Origin of the sequence: Cecembia rubra, assembly GCF_003014575.1 — a bacterium.
Taxonomy (GTDB): Bacteria; Bacteroidota; Bacteroidia; order Cytophagales; family Cyclobacteriaceae; genus Cecembia_A; species Cecembia_A rubra.
The window spans coordinates 401481-419680 of record NZ_PYGF01000001.1; the positions used below are offsets into that span (position 1 = coordinate 401481).

The 18200-nt window shown below is 38.3% G+C and carries 14 protein-coding genes; 6 read left to right on the plus strand and 8 right to left on the minus strand.

Features of this window, described 5'->3' with window-relative positions; all coding sequences use genetic code 11:
• Window positions 1-4 precede the first annotated feature (4 nt).
• Both CLV48_RS01615 and CLV48_RS01620 read right to left on the minus strand, forming a co-directional pair.
• Complete coding sequence (locus CLV48_RS01615; protein ID WP_106565487.1) at window positions 5-1336, minus strand: YfcC family protein; 1332 nt, start codon at window positions 1334-1336, stop codon at window positions 5-7.
• Window positions 1333-2100, minus strand: a complete 768-nt coding sequence (locus tag CLV48_RS01620) for an outer membrane protein assembly factor BamD (protein WP_106566086.1) — start codon at window positions 2098-2100, stop codon at window positions 1333-1335. Before CLV48_RS01620 ends, CLV48_RS01615 begins: the two co-directional genes overlap by 4 nt.
• 160 nt (window positions 2101-2260) lie before the next feature.
• Between CLV48_RS01620 and CLV48_RS01625 the strand changes: the two genes are divergently transcribed.
• Together CLV48_RS01625 and CLV48_RS01630 are read left to right on the plus strand one after the other, a co-directional pair.
• A complete protein-coding gene (locus CLV48_RS01625; protein ID WP_106565488.1) occupies window positions 2261-3280 on the plus strand; it encodes an alpha/beta hydrolase in 1020 nt (339 codons plus the stop codon).
• The gene (locus tag CLV48_RS01630) at window positions 3270-4523 is read left to right on the plus strand and encodes a DNA recombination protein RmuC (protein WP_106565489.1); all 1254 of its coding nucleotides are present in this window, start codon (window positions 3270-3272) and stop codon (window positions 4521-4523) included. Before CLV48_RS01625 ends, CLV48_RS01630 begins: the two co-directional genes overlap by 11 nt.
• 112 nt (window positions 4524-4635) lie before the next feature.
• On the opposite strand, the gene CLV48_RS01635 is transcribed toward CLV48_RS01630, so the two are convergent.
• Complete coding sequence (locus tag CLV48_RS01635) at window positions 4636-5730, minus strand: hypothetical protein (protein ID WP_146140057.1); 1095 nt, start codon at window positions 5728-5730, stop codon at window positions 4636-4638.
• Window positions 5731-5917: 187 nt separating this feature from the next.
• Here CLV48_RS01635 and CLV48_RS01640 point away from each other — a divergent pair, with 187 nt between their 5' ends.
• The 3 genes from CLV48_RS01640 (at window position 5918) to CLV48_RS01650 (ending at window position 9450) form a co-directional block, all read left to right on the plus strand.
• Window positions 5918-6547, plus strand: a complete 630-nt coding sequence (locus CLV48_RS01640; protein WP_106566087.1) for a tetratricopeptide repeat protein — start codon at window positions 5918-5920, stop codon at window positions 6545-6547.
• 107 nt (window positions 6548-6654) lie between these two features.
• A complete protein-coding gene (trkA, locus tag CLV48_RS01645) occupies window positions 6655-7995 on the plus strand; it encodes a Trk system potassium transporter TrkA (protein WP_106565491.1) in 1341 nt (446 codons plus the stop codon).
• Window positions 7996-7998: 3 nt separating this feature from the next.
• On the plus strand, window positions 7999-9450 hold the full coding sequence (locus tag CLV48_RS01650; protein ID WP_106565492.1) for a TrkH family potassium uptake protein: 1452 nt from the start codon (window positions 7999-8001) through the stop codon (window positions 9448-9450).
• 173 nt (window positions 9451-9623) lie between these two features.
• On the opposite strand, the gene CLV48_RS01655 is transcribed toward CLV48_RS01650, so the two are convergent.
• Together CLV48_RS01655 and CLV48_RS01660 are read right to left on the minus strand one after the other, a co-directional pair.
• Window positions 9624-12077, minus strand: coding sequence for a ligase-associated DNA damage response DEXH box helicase (locus CLV48_RS01655; protein WP_106565493.1), 2454 nt, complete (start codon window positions 12075-12077; stop codon window positions 9624-9626).
• The gene (locus CLV48_RS01660; protein WP_106565494.1) at window positions 12067-13659 is read right to left on the minus strand and encodes an ATP-dependent DNA ligase; all 1593 of its coding nucleotides are present in this window, start codon (window positions 13657-13659) and stop codon (window positions 12067-12069) included. The genes CLV48_RS01655 and CLV48_RS01660 overlap by 11 nt, the downstream gene beginning before the upstream one ends.
• A gap of 139 nt (window positions 13660-13798) precedes the next feature.
• On the opposite strand from CLV48_RS01660, the gene CLV48_RS01665 reads away from it, so the two are divergent.
• The gene (locus CLV48_RS01665; RefSeq protein ID WP_106565495.1) at window positions 13799-14311 is read left to right on the plus strand and encodes a hypothetical protein; all 513 of its coding nucleotides are present in this window, start codon (window positions 13799-13801) and stop codon (window positions 14309-14311) included.
• A 63-nt stretch (window positions 14312-14374) separates the two neighbouring features.
• On the opposite strand, the gene CLV48_RS01670 is transcribed toward CLV48_RS01665, so the two are convergent.
• The 3 genes from CLV48_RS01670 to CLV48_RS01680 form a co-directional block, all read right to left on the minus strand.
• Window positions 14375-14818 carry a hypothetical protein gene (locus CLV48_RS01670; protein WP_106565496.1) on the minus strand — a complete coding sequence of 148 codons (444 nt, stop codon included), beginning with the start codon at window positions 14816-14818 and terminating at the stop codon, window positions 14375-14377.
• Window positions 14819-14882: 64 nt separating this feature from the next.
• Window positions 14883-15518, minus strand: coding sequence for a hypothetical protein (locus CLV48_RS01675; protein WP_245889452.1), 636 nt, complete (start codon window positions 15516-15518; stop codon window positions 14883-14885).
• 15 nt (window positions 15519-15533) lie between these two features.
• Complete coding sequence (locus CLV48_RS01680; protein WP_106565497.1) at window positions 15534-17837, minus strand: TonB-dependent receptor; 2304 nt, start codon at window positions 17835-17837, stop codon at window positions 15534-15536.
• Window positions 17838-18200: the final 363 nt, after the last annotated feature.

An 18200-nucleotide genomic window follows, 5' to 3' on the forward strand; every position in this document is an offset into this window, starting at 1 on the left:
TTTCTCAAAGAAGGAAAATGCCCCCAATAACTGAAATTGCGGCAATTATAAAAATCATCAAAATTGGTTTCCAGGCATATTGAATCCAGTCCTTATAAGAAATACCAGCAGCGGCCAAAATGGCCATTAAGCCCCCATTGCTTGGCGTGACCATGTCCATGATACCGGCACCATATTGGTAGGCCAACACCACTACTTGTCTGGACATTCCGATCAGGTCTGCTAAAGGTGTGAGTAATGGCATAGTAAGTACTGCTTGGCCCGAGGTACTAGGAACAGGTATATGTAGTATGGCCTGGGCAATCATCATCCCAAAAGCAGAAAGGCCTAATGGTAAGCCTTCCAAGGGATTAAAAAGGGCATAGATTATGGTATCTATGATTTGTCCTTCCTGAAGGACCAGATAGATACTTCTGGCCAGTCCTACAATGATTCCAGCAAAGACCAGCTCCGCAAAACCTTCGGAATACGCTTTTGCTGTACCATTGATGCCAAGTTTTCCGATAATTCCAGCAGTCAAACCCATGGCAAAAAAGATGGCCGACATTTCATTATAATCCCAATCCCAATTACTTAGGCCATATATCATTATCCCAAAAGTGAGTGCAACCAAAATCAGGATTAAAGAATGTGACTTGGACATTTTATCAGGGACCTCTTCAGTTGGGCTTTCTTGATGCTCCGGGTTTTTACCTGTTTGAATAACATAGACTATCCAAAATCCAAGAGCTATCAACATAAAAACCATTCTGTATAATCCTGCTGAAAAAAGCGGGACCTCTGCAAAATTCTGAGCTATAAGTACCGAAAATGGATTGGAAGGACCAAATGCACCACCTATAAGGGCAGATCCTAATGAAATAGCTACACCGGCTATCGGAGTGTATCCTACTTTCCGGCTCAGGATCATCAATACCGGTACCATAGCAATGATTTCTTCCTGTAAACCGTTCAATGCTCCAGCTGTAGCGAATAAAATCCCAACCAGTGCTAATAAATAGGCTTTGGCATTTTTGAAACGATGGATCAGGCTTTCGAGGCCTGATTGAAAAGCTCCTGTTTTGTCCACCACATAGAAAGCCCCACCAATGATCAGGATCAGCACTACCACCTCAGCACCTTCAATGATGCCCTCAGGTACGCTCAGAAACATTTTTCCAAGACTTACAGGTTTGTTTTCTATTACTTTGTAACTTCCTTCTACCACCACATCCCGGCCTGTTTTTTGATCCAATACCCTGTCGAAAGAACCTGCAGGAATTAAGTAGGTCAACATTGTTGCCAATACAACAAATGAAAGCATAATGATCATGGGATGGGGAAAGGAGAATCTCATGGATGTTGTAGCCTTTTCATTTTTTCAAAAACCAGGGACATGTGTCTTGGGCCTGCTTGATGGTTACATAATTCCTCAGAGCTAACAAATCCATTGCCCTGACAGGTCCTACAATCAGAAAATTCTTTGAGATTCCCATTACATACCGGGCAACTATGTTTTCCTTGTCCTTTACATTTATCGCATTCGTAATATTCTGTCAGATTGAAAACATTTCTTTTGGTCAGCAGCCCTTTTCCAAAACATTTGTTGCAGCCTACTAGCCCTCTTCCCTTGCAGAGACTGCAGTCTTGAAGCAATTGTTTTTTGCCATCGCAGGTAGGGCAATCCTGGATTCTATAGCCTTGGTTGTTGCAATATTGACAATCCAGAATCGCTTTGATAGGGGCTTCTAATTTCTTTTCTAATTCTTTGGCCTTATCAAAATTCGGAGCGTTTCGGCCATTGATCTGAAGATATCTTTTTATGAAGTTAAGGCTATTGTCAAATTGTCCAAGTTCATAAAGCGTAACTGCAAAATGATAAGGCATTTCAGGTGATATAGGCAATCCACTTTCCACAATCTGTCGGAAATAGGCATTTGCTTCCTCATAATTACCCTTTTCCATTTCAGCCAATGCATTGGTATAAAGTCGGGAAGATCCGCCTAATGCAGGCCGAACCTGTGCACTTAGCTCTGAAAAGCCGCAGAGTAAAAAAAATACACCAAGAAATACCAGTTTAATATTTGAGCCTATATTTTTGATTGTAATGATTAATTCCATTTTTGTTTTATTCCCTTGGAAAAGTAAGGAGCTTTGATGGAATTCACAAGTAGGCTTGTATTTGGAAAAGTAAATGGATGTGAAAATCCAATAAAACAGTCTTAAAAAACGCAAGGAATTCAATATGCATAAAAATCGATTTTTAACTTAAATTGGAAAGATGAAAAATGTATTCCTCATAATAATCAAATTTATTGGTGTCCTCCTTTCGCTCCTTTTGGTTTTATTGGCCTTGGTTTACAGAGCCGATATTTCTCCTGAAAAATTAATGAGCAATTATACGGATAAGCATTCCCATTTTATCAATGTAAATGGATTAGGTATCCACGTCAAAGTGAAAGGAGAAGGAGAGCCTATTTTCTTGATTCATGGGAGCTTTTCTTCCCTGCATACTTGGGAAGAATGGGAGAAGGAACTCAGTCAGTATTTCATGACTGTTTCCATGGACCTTCCTGGTCACGGAATGACTGGCCCGGACCCAAAGAGAGCCTATGGAATCGGGGATTATGCTGATTTATTGTTTGGAATAGCCGATGAACTTGGAATAGACGAATTTCACATAGCTGGTAACAGTATGGGGGGCGGAGTTGCTTTAAAAATGGCCTCAGATCATCCCGGAAGAATTCTTAGCCTCAATTTGATAGATTCAAGTGGTGCTTCAATGCAATCCCCATCAAAAGGGGAATCTCATACACCCAGGTCAAATAGTTCAGGAGCATGGATTTTTAAGGTTGCCCAAAACCCCTTAATTAATAAATTACTTTTGAAATGTACTCCAAAATTACTGTTCAAATGGAACATGCAGCAGGTTTATTTTGATGATGCTAAAATTACTGATGAAAAAGTCACCCGATACTATGAAATGTTGAGGAGAGAAGGGAACAGAAAGGCTACTTTAGACCGATTGACTGGCCGAAAAACCTATAATATAGAATATGAGAAACTCAATATGCCTGTTTTGATTATGTGGGGTGCACAGGATAATTGGATTCCTTTGGCTCAGGGAGAAAGATTACATCAAGCTATTCCCGGATCCATCCTAAAAGTCTTTGAGAATGCGGGACATGTCCCTATGGAAGAAATTCCGACGGAAACTGTCCTAGAATACCTCCGTTTTTTAGGTATACAGGTTGATGTGGATTATCTTTCACCTCCTAAATTCTTCAGTTATGTCCATTGACTTTATCATTGTAGCCATTCTCGTTTTGCAATCTGTGCTTATCCTGTATCTTTTGGCCCAAGTTCAAAAGAAAAATTCAGCCTCTACTGAGCATAGCAGTGAATTAAGGGAATTGCGTTTGGTAATAGAAAAGCAGATGCAGTCCAACCGAACTGAAATCCAACAAGGGCTCCTGCAGCAATTTGCTTTGGTAATGGAATCGCTAAGGGCCAATTCCAAAGATCAATTGGAGGCTTTAAAGGATTTTGGCCGAATTTTCCGAGAAAATGTTCAGGAGTTCAATACATTGCAAAGGGAGAAGTTCCAGGACTTGGTCAATAGACAGGAACGCATGCTGCAATCTACTGAGGAAAGATTGGAAAAGATGCGTGAAACGGTCGATGAAAAATTGCAAAAAACATTGGAGACCAGAATAGGTCAGTCATTCGAACTGGTAAACAAACAGTTAATGGATGTCCAAAAAGGATTGGGTGAAATGCAGACCTTGGCCACAGGAGTAGGGGATTTAAAGCGGGTATTGAGTAATGTGAAAAGCAGAGGAGTTATGGGAGAGTACCAGTTGCAGGGTATTTTGGAAAATGTGCTTTCACCAGATCAATATGCATATAATGTGGCAGTAAAGAAAGGTCAATTGGAAAGGGTAGAATATGCTATAAAAATGCCTGGTAACCAAGAAGATGGTCCGGTTTATTTACCCATAGATGCCAAATTTCCTCAAGAGACATATTACCGCTTATTGGATGCGTATGATACTGGTGACAAGGTGCTTGTAGAGACAGCTCGGCAAGACCTTTTCAAAGCGATCAGGAAGGCCGCACAGGATATCAGTCAAAAGTATCTACATCCTCCTCATACCACTGATTTTGCTTTACTTTTCCTTCCTATGGAAAGTTTATATGCTGAAGTCGTCCGGGATGCTCACTTGGCCCAATCTTTACAAAGGGATTTTAAGATAGTTATTACAGGTCCTACTACACTGGCGGCCATGCTCAATAGCCTCCAAATGGGTTTTAGGACCCTTGCTATTCAGCAAAGGAGTTCTGAAGTTTGGAAGGTATTGGGGGCTGTAAAAACAGAATTCAGTAAGTTTGGGGACTTGATCAGCAAAGCCCAGAAAAAGATTTCAGAGGCCCATAACGATCTAGATCATTTGGTAGGAACACGGACTAGGATGATTCAAAGAAAGTTAAAGGAAGTAGAAGAGCTACCTGAAGAAGAGGGAAAGCAGTTTTTGGAAAGTTAAAGGCACAAAAAATTCCCAAAGGTTTTGGCCTTAGGGAATTTAAATAATTGTTTACAATACTTTTTTTGAATCCTCTTTTGAAGAAGGGTATGCTGTCGCTGAATTGGTCTTTTTAGAATAAAAGTCCCTTTGCTTTTATTTCGTAAACACCACCTTTTTCTAAAGCGACAAAAATTCTATCTGTTTCGTTCTCTGTGACAACGATCATATCAAACACTCCTCCATAATCAACTCCAGGAAACTTCTTAGTAGTCCATGTTTTACCTTGATCTTTTGAATAGTAGAGCTCAAGATCTTGTTTATCAGGCGTTTTAATCCACTTAGATGCATAAACTAACTTTGGGTCTTGGTCACTTAATCCTATTCCCATGAAAAAATGGGATTCCTCATGTCTCTCAATCAAAGTCTCCCAAGTATTCCCGTTATCAGTGGATTTCGACAATTCACCTTCCCATCCTACATAAATTGTCTGTGGACTGAGTTTATCAAATATTACTTTTTTAACCACCGTGGGATTTGGTACCAGATCATACCATTCATTTACCAAAGTTTCATCTTTAATATGTGCCAAATACCCATTTTCCAATGCTCCCTGGCCTCCAAGCCAAATTTCATTAGGCTTGACAGGATTTACAAATACCTTACCAAAATTGGCAAAGCTTTGCCAGTTCCCCCATATGGGAATCCAGGTTTTTCCTTTATCTGTGGACTGTGCCAGAACCATTCTCCCGAATCCATAAATGATATTTTCTTGGGTTGGATGCCTTTCAAAATCTACAAGTTCTTCAATTTCCTCACCGCCAAAATTGTTTTCCAGAATTTGCCATGTAAGTCCTCCATCCTTAGTTATCCAAAGCTGTGGGGATGCATTTATTTTAGGATCAATGTTTCTATAGGATATGAGGATTTCCTGATCAGAAAACACAACAGCATCCTCTATATTTTTGCCCTTAAGAGCAATATTTTTAAATTTTTCCTTAGATTTTAAATCCTTCACATAGAAGCCATTTGAGGCACATGCGTATAACTTGTCATCTTTTTTGATCAAATTATTGATTCTGGGGCCTTCAAGTCCCAAAAACTCAATGCTGAAGTTGTCATCAATTACCCTCACTGGATTCGAATCTTCTGAACATGAGAAAATAATTAAAAAGATCAAAGAAGGGATTATAGTAGACAATAATTGTGATAAAAGGTTTTTTTTCATAAAACTAATTGGTTTAGTGTTTTTGCTAAGACGGAACACATTGGAAAATGCTACAATGGTTCCGGAAAATTTTATAATCACTTTCTTTTACCTTTGGGATTTTGATAAAAAAAAATACTTTAGTGCTTTAAAAATCAAAAATATGCGTTGCAAGGTATTACCAGTTTTATCATTTTTTTTATTCCTTATGAATTTTACCAACCTTATTGCACAGGAAACTTTTGAAGTTGAAATTGAAGTAAGGGAAAACTCTTTTGTAATCAATAACACCGCTGTGGATATGATTCAAAAAGGACAATATGCTTCTGCTGCGAGGATATTGGAAAAAGTATTAGACGATGATCCTTCTTACCATGCCGCATATTTAAATTTTTACCGTGCGGGGAGCAACGTAGAAGAGAAAAAGGAAAAAGTCATTCAAGTCCTTCGGAAAGGATTACAGATCTTCAAGGAAGATGATGAAATGGCCTATTACTTGGGCAATTTACTTCAAAAGCAAAACAGATTAAAAGAGGCTATTGAAGCATATTCTGATGCCATCAACTTCAGCAAAATTAATGGGGAAGATTATCCATTGGTATGGGCTTATTATTTCAACCGTGGCAATTGTTACCTAAAAAGTAATCAGCATAGCAAAGCAATTCCTGATTACAATTACGCCCTTCAATTGAGTCCTGGTAATCCGGATATACTGACCAATAGGGGATTTTGTCATTACAAAACAAATAATAGGTCTGAAGCCTGTGCTGATTGGTATATGGCAAAGGAACTGGGAAGTTCCAGTACAGCCAGGTATATTCAATCTTTTTGTCAATAATTTTAAGATTTTTTTTGACTATCGAATTAAAACATCCTACCTTTTGAGCGATTTAAGTCTCAGCTTTTTTGATTGTACTTTAAATCTGATCAGTATCTATAACGCAAATGAATATTGTTATAGCAGGTGCCGGTGACATGGGATACCACTTGGCCGAGCATCTCAGTTTTGAAAATCAGGACATTACCCTTGTTGATTTCGACAAGGACGTTTTGGATAATGTCTCTTCCCACCTTGATGTAATGACCATCCTGGGTGATGCCACCTCACTTGAAATCCTTAAAAATGCCAATGTTAGGGATGCGGAGATGTTTATGGCTGTCACCACTTCTGAAAAAAGTAATATCGTAGCTGCGGTTTTGGCTAAGCAATTGGGTGCTAAAAGGGTGATTGCAAGGGTAAGGAACCATGATTATCTGAAGCCGGAACATGAAGTTTTCTTTAAGAATTTAGGAATTGATAATATCATTTCTCCAAGCATGCTTTGCAGTGGGGAAATTTACCGTATGATCAAAAACTCGACTTTCACAGATGTTTTTGAATTTGAAGGCGGCAAGTTGAATGTGGTAGGTTTGACTTTGGACCAATACTGTACTTTGGTCAATAAGAAGATTGCGGATATGAAACATGATCCGATTTTTGAGGACATCAAAATCATAGCAATAGTCAGGGATCAGATTACGATTATCCCTAGGGGCAATACAGTCATTCGGAACAATGACCATGTATTTTTTATTTCAAACAAAAAAGCTGTCTCTTCCATCATTGAGCTTTTGGGACAGCAGAAAGTGATCATTAAAAATATCATGATCATCGGTGGTGATGATATGGCCTATACAACAGCTCTAAAACTAGAGAATGAATATAGGGTAACCTTAGTACACAGAGATAAGGAACGATGTAAATGGCTTTCTGAGAGATTGAACCATACTTTGGTCATCAATGGGGATTATAAAAATATTGAATTGTTGATTGAAGAAGGATTGGAGAAAATGGAAGCATTTATTTCACTCACAGAATCTTCAGAAACCAACATTATTACTTCACTAAGCGCCAAAAACCATGGTGTTTACAAGGCCATTGCCCATGTGGATACAAGGGAATATATCCATATCTCACACAGTATAGGTGTCGATTCCCTAATCAATAAAAAATTAGTTGCTGCCAATCAGGTTTCCCGCTATTTACGCAAAGGCAAAGTTGAGGCCGTTTCGGGTATTTATGGAGTGGATGCTGAAATCATCCAATATATGATTACTAAAAATAACCGGGTAACAAAGCATCCATTGAGGGATTTACATTTTCCAGAAACTGCAATTGTAGCTGGAGTGATCAGAGGAGAGGAAGTTTATATTCCAAACGGTAATTTTACATTATCACTCAATGACAAAGTGATAGTCTTGGCGCTTCCTGCCGCCAAAGCTTCACTTGAAAAATTCTTTCATTGATTTATGATCCATTTCAAAGCTATCGGTAAAGTAATGGGGGCCCTTTTGATGCTTTTTGCATTGATGATGCTTCCCGGTGCCGGATTTGCCTATTATTTTGACACGGGGGACTTTGATGCGCTGTTACAATCTTCACTGATAACCTTTAGTTTTGGGTCCATAATGTTTTTTTCTTTTTCTAGGCAGGACCAGAATATAAGAAAAAGGGAAGGTTACCTTATAGTTTCTGTAAGCTGGTTACTGATGAGTATTTTTGGAATGATCCCTTATTTATTAAGCGATCTTTCCTTTGGAATAAGTGATGCAATTTTTGAAACAATTTCGGGCCTTACGACTACTGGCGCTACGATTATTAATGATATCGAAGCTGCTCCTAAAGGTATCTTATTTTGGCGATCCATGACCCAATGGATTGGTGGATTGGGTATTATTGTGCTGACTGTTGCCATATTTCCACTTTTGGGTATTGGTGGTATTGAGCTGTTTGTGGCGGAGTCACCAGGCCCAACTTCTGACAAGCTGCATCCCAGGATTCAAGAGACTGCCAAGCGATTATGGTATGTCTATATGGGCTTGACTATATTGGCAGGGGTGTTGTATTATATTGGAGGAATGACTTTTTATGATGCTGTCAACCATGCGTTAACGACTTTGGCGACAGGTGGATTTTCTACCAAAAACGCCAGTCTAGCTCATTTTACTTCACCATTTATCCATTATACTGCCATTATTTTCATGATTTTGGCAGGTACCAACTTTACTGTCATTTATTTTGGGTTGACCGGTAAATTTGCAAAGGTCTGGAAATCTGATGAGTTCAGAACTTATATCAGCGTACTGCTGATTTTAGCCTTGGGCCTTTCCGCACCTGTAATTTATTATTCCGGACAGGGTGTAGAAAAGGCATTTCGGGATACCTTGTTTCAGGTCGTTTCATTAGTGACAACAACCGGCTACGTTACCGCTGATTATACTTCATATCATTCAGGCCTTACAATGGTGTTCTTCATGTTATTGTTTTTCGGGGCATCAGCAGGGTCTACCAGTGGCGGGATTAAGTTTATCAGACACCTGGCATTTTTCAAAAACTCATGGCTGGAATTCAAAAGGATAGTACATCCCAGAGCTGTCGTACCTTTAAAAATAAACGGAGATCGGGTAACAGGTAAAATCATAACACATATCATGAACTTTCTCCTGATTTATCTTATGATTTTTACCATCAGCTCCATCATAGTATCCCTAATGGGTTATGATCTTTTGACCTCATTTGGAGCAGTTGCCACCAGTTTGGGAAATGTGGGACCTGCTATTGGAAGGGTTGGACCTATGGACAATTTCGCTTTCTTTGATCCATTTACAAAAATTTTCCTCTCTTTTATCATGCTGTTGGGTAGGTTGGAGTTGTTTACCATTTTGGTGCTTTTTACCCCTTATTTCTGGAGGGCTAACTAATCTGAGCCATTAGGAATTAAACATAATAGGAATAAACTCACTAATACAGGTTTGATTAAAAGTTTTATAGATCTCTAATCTAATCTTTTGCCTTCTTTTGATACTATAGGGGTTCAATGAAATAGTATTTCAATGTCCCACCAAGCCGAACGTTAATTTGCTAATTTTTTGGATTAACCATCTACCATATGTGCTTTCATCTTGGCAATCCTTTCCTCCAGAGACTCTGATGAAAGCTGTGCCCTCAACCTGTCTACCATGATAGGAAAAGAAAATGGGGTAAACTGTCCCGGTTTTTTAAGCACTATCTTTTGTCTATTGATTTTCCTGATGGCTTCAAGAACTTTGTCTCTTTCCATTTGCATATCCAAAACTTCTCTATGAGCCTGTTTAAGGAGGAGATTGTCGGGGTCATAATCCTCAAAAACGCCATATAAAATACCAGAATTGGCCTGAAGGTGTCTAAATTTCATGGGTTTTCCCGGATAACCTTGAAAGATCAAGCCTGATATAGTGGCTATATCCCGGAATTTTCTTTTACTCATTTCACTTTCATTGATGCAGGCAAGAATATCTTCCTCCAAGTTAACTTCTGAAAATAAATCCTCTTCCAAGAGTTCTTCTATTGGTATTGCTTGATCCGATAGCAGTTCAAATCCATAATCATTCATGGCTATACTCAGGGTCAATGAATAAGAAACTGAGATTCGATATGCCACCAATGCCCCTAAAACCTCATGGACCATTCTTCCTTCAAAAGGGAAAAAGAAAATATGGTGACCCTCTCTTGAAATGTTTTTTTCAATTAAAAAGGTGTGTTGATCAGGAATAATGGATAATTTTTGTTGTAGGTCCAAGAGCGGTGAAATAAATATGGATTCTTCAGACTCATAAATTCCATTGACGGCTTTTTCCAAAATTTCCCTGATTTTTCCGGAGAGCTTGGAGGTTAGGGATATCCTTCCGCCCATGTAGGAGGGAGTATTGCTACTTTTTTTATTGGAAAGTTGTACGTATGCGTTCATATCTTTAATTCCGATAAATTCAAGATTTCTTCCAGAAAAAAAGAAGCGGTCTCCCTGCCTTAACCGGGAAAGGAAATATTCCTCAATTAAACCCAAATAAGTTCCGTTTTTGAATTTCACTTTCAACATGGGGTCACTTACTATCGTACCCATCGAAAGCCTATGCCTCATAGCTGTTTTTTTGTCTTTGACTTTGTAGATTTTATCTTCAGCCAACTCAACTTTGGCAAATTCCTCATAACCACTTAAAGAACTTCCTCCTTCAGTAATAAATGACATTACCCATTGAAATTCCACAGGACTTATATCCTGAAATGCATGTGTGTTTTTTATCAGTCTAAAGGTTTCATCTTCCCTAAAACCATCACCCACAGCCAAAGTAACGAGAAACTGTATCAGCACATCATAAGTCAGGGTAGGGGAATGGATATTTTCAATTTCTCCCGTTTGTAAAGCATCACGAAGAGCCGCAGCTTCCACTATCTCCAAAGAATTGGTAGGTACAAAATAGATCTCACTGGGCAGGCCTGGTTGATGCCCAGAACGACCTGCCCTTTGGACAAATCTTGCAACGCCCTTAGGACTGCCAATTTGAATTACTGCATCAACTGGCCTAAAGTCAACACCCAGGTCGAGTGATGAAGTGCAGACTACTAATTTCAATTTACCTGAATGTAGGGCTTCTTCCACCCAGGTCCTGACATTTTGGTCCAACGAGCCGTGGTGTATGGCTACCAAGCCCGCCCAGTCAGGCCTTCTTTCCATGATATGGTGGTACCATATTTCACTTTGCGCGCGGGTATTGGTAAAAAGCAGCACTGATCTGTGATTTTCTATAATAGGCAAGACCTTATCTATCAATTTTATCCCAAGATGTCCTGACCAAGGGTACTTTTCTAATTCATCAGGAAATACAGTATGGAGTAAAATATTTTTATCTACCTCTGCCCGAATGATATGAATTGGTAAATTCTTTCCAAGGAGAATTCGGCATGCTTCATCCAAATTTCCTATAGTGGCAGAAATACCCCAGAGCTTAAAATTTTTGGAGCTGACCTGTCTGATATAGGATACGGCCAATTGAACTTGAATTCCCCTTTTATTTCCTACAAGCTCATGCCATTCATCAATTACAATGGCTTTAAGATTGGCAAATTGTTGATGATGGCCCTTTTGTGCCAAAAGTATATGCAAGGTTTCAGGTGTTGTTACAAGGCATTCAGGAGGATTTTTTTTCTGGGAAATCCTGTCTTTATTGTCTGTGTCTCCATTTCTAACCGAAACCTTCCAGGGCAGTCCAATCGCTATGCAGACCTCCTGCATAGCCTTTTGGATATCTTGGGCAAGTGCTCTTAATGGAGTTACCCAAATCAATTGGATTCCGTTTTTTTTAGGTTTTTGCCAGTCTTCGGGATTATTTTGGATATATTCCAGAATGACCGGAAACCAAAGGGCAAAAGTTTTCCCACTTCCAGTTGGAGCATTTAGGAGCCCTGATTTGCCATTAAGGTAATCATTCCAAGTATTGACCTGAAATTCAAAAGGTTTCCAGCCTTTTTGTGCAAAATATTGATAAGCTAAAGAGAACTCCCTATTTTCCATAGACTTCTAGTAAATCTTTTAAATCAATCAGGGTGTTAGCTTCTTCAATGGATTTGTCTTTTCTCCATCTTTTGATCCTAGGAAACCTCAGGGCTATTCCGGATTTATGCCTAGAGCTCTCTTGGATACCTTCGAAGGCTATTTCAAACACCAGTCCAGGTTTAACCGTTCTCACTGGTCCGAACCTTTCTTGGGTATTTTGCTTCACATACTTGTCCACTTCTCTGATTTCAGCATCAGTAAGGCCGGAATAGGCTTTGGTGAATGGGATTAATTTTCCATTATCCCAAACAGCCAAGGTATAATCTGTAAACAAATCTGCCCTTCTTCCATGCCCCTTTTGGGCATAAACCATAACGCCGTCAATGGTGAGGGGTTCAATTTTCCATTTCCACCAATTCCCTCTTTTCCGTCCAACCTCATAGGCAGAGTCTTTATGCTTTAGCATAAAGCCTTCAGCCATCATCTTTCTGGAATGTTTATGTATTTTTTGAAGTTGGTTCCAAGAACCGGATTCAACCAAGGGAGAAAGCCTTAAATTATTATGGCAAACGGTATAAGAGAGTTCTTCTAAAAGTGCTCGCCGGGTTTTTATTGGTAAAGCCCTGATATCCTTTCCATCAATTTCCAATAAATCATAGGCAATAAAACTCACAGGTGCTTCCATGAGGATCTTTTTTGTGAGATTTTTCCTGCCAATTCTGGTTTGCAGTAGGGAAAAAGGAAGAGGCTTATCCTTATCAAAACATAAAATTTCTCCATCCAGGACTGAACCCTCTGGCAATGTTAAAGCCATTTCAGTTAATTCAGGAAATTTGTCAGTGACAAGCTCTTCTCCTCTTGACCAAATGTATATTTCACCGTTTCTCTTGATCAATTGACCCCTGATGCCATCCCATTTCCATTCAATTTGCCAAGCGGATACCTCACCTAATTCCTCAAATTCTTTATCCAAAGAATGCGCTAAATAAAATGGGTAAGGTCTGGATAAATCATCAGAAAGATTTTTGGACAGTATTAATGAATTAAAATTGCTTGAAGATGGATCCCAATCGCCCATAATCCTGTGCGCAACTTCTGTTTTTTCCATTCCAAAAGCATCAGCAACTGCTTGAGTTACCAGATTTTGGCTGACACCGATGCGGAATCCTCCTGTAATTATTTTTGTAAAAACAAAAAGTTCCTCTTTATCCAATACTTTCCAGACCTGCATGATTTTCTCCTTCTTTTCCAGTTCATTCATCTTGTCTAAGGACTGGAGAAAATTTATCCAATAAGCAAGTGACCTATCTTGACTTTCTGTGGTTAAAGGAAGTAAAAGGGACAGGGTTTCGGCCAAGTCACCAACAGTTTGATAAGATTCTTCGAATAGCCAGTCAGGAATGCCAGACCACTCACAGGCCCACACCCTCAACAGTTTGGTATTGACCTGCCTTTTAGGTCTTTTATGGGTAAACAGTGCCAATGTCCAAAGCTTATCTTCATCTGGAGCAGATAAAAAATAGCGTTTCAAGGCCTCCAGTTTGTCAGAGGTTTTGTTGCTTTGATCAAGCTCTTGAAACAATTGGGCAAATGATCTCATATTGTCTATCCGGTAATGGATTAAGTAAAATTAGGATATTCTTACTTGGTTCAGTCCCGATCATTTATATTTGCTTATATTGAAAAAGAATTGAACAAGTTGGCCTGAATGGGCGTAATAAAGAGAAAACAAAGCTGATATGAAAAAGTTGGCAATTTTATTTGTAATGGTTATAGCTATTTATTCTTGTCAACAGGAGGAAAATTCCGATTATACCGGAAATGAAATATCTTATAACCTGTACCAAGGATCTGAATTTGCTTATACAGGTACTGTATTGGTCAAGGAGTTGAAAAATGGAGACCTTGAATTGAGTTTAAAATTATCTGGAGCAAAGGGGGATTCTGAATATTATTTTCCTGCTCACCTGCACTTTGGAGCTTATGATAACTTGGATTCTCCAATTGCTTATCTGCTTAATCCTGTTGATATCAGGAAGCTGGAAAGTGTAACAGTTTTAGGACAATTGTCTAATGGGAATAAATTAAACTTTAATGATTTTATAGCTTTTAATGGGCACATTAAAATTCATCTTGCTGATTCCGGACCCGAATATCAGGTCATTTTATCAGTTGGAAATGTAGGTAGCAATGACAATAGCGTTGAGGCTTTCAAATTGGAAAATATGACCATGTGCTCACCTTATTATTAATTAAAAAAAAGTATGCATAGAAAAAGGCCTTTCATTGATGTGAAAGGCCTTTTTTTGTGTTGTTCAATTATCTTCTGATTCATCCATTACTTTGGGAGCCAGTAAGTATTTCATTTTTTCTGCTATTTCTTCAATTTCTGCATGCATAACTTTTTGGTATTCCAGATGTTCTGCATCTGAAAATTGTTTCATTGGATTGTGTACATGATACTTTCTATGTTCCCCTTCATGATCATGGTCATGGGAATGTTCAAACCCGGGGACTTCAATGATGTCCTTGTCCCAGATTTTTAACTCTTCCTTAATTTCAGAATAATCGATTTCTCCTTCTTTAAGGGATTTCTCCAAATCCATGATTTCTTCTCTAATATCCAAGGATTTTTGGTGGATCTGATTAGCTTCTATGAGCTCTGCAGTAATATCCCTATGCTCATGTTTATGGCCGGAACAAAAGGAAAATAATGCCGAAGCAAGCAAAAGCAATGATGGTGCGATAAGTCTCCTCATGATAATTATATTTTGAGGAGCTAAATATAAAAAAAGGCTACCAGAAATGGCAGCCTTTTTAAAATTATGGATTCAATACCAATGGGAAAGTAATATCAAGATCTGTTTCACCCCCTGCTAATACAAAATCCTGCCAATTTGGATTAGTGGCTCCATTGAAGTTTTTATTATGGTCATGGCGTAATACCAATCTGAACTGGGCATTGTTAAATCCTGGAGCAGGATTGACCTGAACATATCCTTTCAATCCTATTGGATTTCCATTTTTATCAGCGTCAGCATAGGTATAAGTAAGGATCGGTGAGCCAACAAAGGCAGTTCCCAGAAAGTAAAACTGATGTTCATCTGCCTCTTCAATTATTTCTTCGGTAATATCCTCATTTTCAATACTGTTGAAAAGTTCAATTTCTAACAAGTACCTCTTCCCAACTGCCAACTGAATAGTTTCTATTGTTGGGTTGTTTCCCAGTTCAAGGCCTTGGGGATCTGATGCTTTAAATTCAAATGGATTTCCTATCGGGTTATTGCTATTGTCCACTTCGGTGAAGATCAGGGTCACGTCAGTGATGATTTCCTGCTCTTTTTCAATTTCTGGATCATCACTTGTACAAGAGGCCATCACGAATACAAAAGAAGCCAACAAAACTAGTAAGAATCTGTAATTGTGGTTTTTCATGGTAATAGATTTTAGTTGTAACATTGATATTTATTTGGTTTAAAATTCATAATTGAGCTTAATGAATAAATTTCTTCCAATTTCATCAGTGAAGTATCTGAATCTGTTCATATAATCCCTGTAAGATTGATCAAAGAGATTTAATACTTGAATACCTAAGTTCAAATGATTGTCCTTGATTTGGAATGATTTATTTATTCCAAGATTCCAAATGGAATAGGCACTGGGTGCAGGTGCAAAGTCAAAATCCGGTTCCCGATTTTGCCTTGCTACAAAAAGATTGCTGATTGTGATTTTAGGGCTATTTGATCCCTTCATTTTTTGAAATAAGAAACTCAGTCCATTTTCGGTCCTATCAGCAGGAATAAAAGGTAGATTTCCTTCATTTAAGAGGTCATTAGCTCTGATTAATGAACTCCTGGAGAAAAATTCAAATGACTTAGAAATTTCCCATTTTACACTTAAATCAGACCCATAGAGAAGTACATCTGTTTGAAGGTATTCAAAGACATTAAAAGTACCCCTCAAAGAGACAAATTGTTCTTCCCTTGGAGCAAGGAAAATAAAGTTATTGATTCTATTGATATAGCCTGTAAATTCAGCAATGAAATTACCCCTCTCAAAATTCAGTGAATTCAACCATTTAAACGACTTCTCACTGACAAAATCTGGATTTCCTAATTCAATAGCAGCCAGTCCATGGTGTAGACCTTGGGAGAAAAGTTCGTTAACATTGGGTGGCCTCCAAGCTGTGGCGAAATTGGTACTGAAAGTCCAATTTCTGTCGAATGCGTAAACGCCTCCAAGGAATGTGCTGAAGTTTTGAAAGTTCAGGTTATATTCTTCCAATTCTCTATTTACAAACCTGGCCGATTGAAGATTTCTGAAATCATACCTCAATCCACCTTCAATTTCTATCGGTCCTTTGGTGAATTTTTCAATGGCAAAGATCCCAAAATTCCACATATCAAAATTGGGGATGAGGGGAGTAACACCTGTCCCCGGAATATTGGAATTTGCCTGTTGCATCATGCTGAAGCCTATAGAACCATCCCAATTTTTACCTGTCTGATGGGTAAAATTAAAGTCCAAGGTATTGGTAAACAATTCCATGTCCAAAGAGGGACGATTATTCAATTCACCTCTTCTCCTGTCAAATTCCTGTCGGTGATTTCTCTGAAGCGCATATTGCAAATTGAGCTTGACTCCTTCATTCAAATGATAATGAGCTTTGAGTTTGAATAATTGATGGTCAACCTCCTGTTTGGGATTGTCAATTTTATAAGCAAAATCAGCCTCTCTAAACGGTCTGCCATTTGCAATAATGCTTTCAAGGTCACTTAAATTACCAGTATGGGAGTCGCTCAAAATGCCAATTGTTGATTGAAAATGACTAAAATAAGCCTCTGCTCCGAGTTTGTTGCTGCTGTATCCTAAGGCACCTGAAAAATTAAATTCCTTAATTCCGGTATTATCTAACATATAGTCAGGAGTTTGGATATTACCAGCTAATTTGGATGAGGTCTGTACTCTATATCCCAATCCCTTGATTTTTTCAGAGCCACCCTGGACCATTGCTGCTGCATTTATACCACGTCCATTTGAAAATCCTACCAGATCAAATTCACCTTTAAATTCTGGTTTCAAAGGTAGGGGAGCAGGATTGACTAGAATTACACCCCCCATTGCCTCAGGACCAAATCTTACCGTTTCAGCACCTTTGACCACAGCTATTTCTTTAGCCAAAAAAGGATCTATTTCAGGAGCATGTTCTGCACCCCATTGTTGCCCTTCCAGTCTTACCCCATTGTTCATGATAAGTATCCTGTTACTATGAAGTCCATGAATAACGGGCTTTTGAATACTTTGTCCAGTGGAGTAAGATGTAATGCCTGGAATTCTTCTAAGTACTTCTCCCAAATTCTTTCCTCTACTTTCCCTCAAAAATTCTCCATAAATAGAGGATATAGCGTTTGATGTAAGTAAAGCATCTTGGTGACCGTGGATGTCAATTCCCTCTAATCTTAAATCCTCTGCGGCTAATCTAAAAGTGATATTGAGATTAGAAATTACATCTATGGTATCAATTTTTTCTTTATGACCTATATATTGGATTTTTATGATGATTCTTTCCTGGCACAACCCAGAGATCCTGAAATTTCCTTGAGAATCACTGATTGTACCTTTTTCCTGATTTGCAATCCAAATAAATGCTCCTTCTATAGGTTCATTGTTCTCCAAATGGACAACCTTACCCCTTAAGATATGATTGCATAAATCTTGGGCGGTGGCAATTTGGAACAAGCTAAAATATATGATACTATTAAGTAAAAACCTTGTCATTTTTGAAACTATGTTGCAAATATATATCAGCCAAAGCAAAGCACAAAAAAATTTGCAACATTGTTTCATTTAATGAGAATTGCAACCAATTTGATTCATTACTTAATCTAATGTAATATCATGATTATTAAGAATGTAGTGATCGGGATAAATCTCATTCAAAGACATAATGGGAGCTTTTTTGTGTATTAAGGTTCTGTAACAAGGATTAAGGTTAAGCTTATTTTGAATTTTCTTAATGAAATAATTAATCCTTTAGAAGGCCAAGTCATTTGAGTATTTTTTGTAAACTAAAGTATAGTGATCCACAAGAAGGTAGTGACAAAAATTTCTAATTTAGGATCAGAAAAAATACCAGTTTAA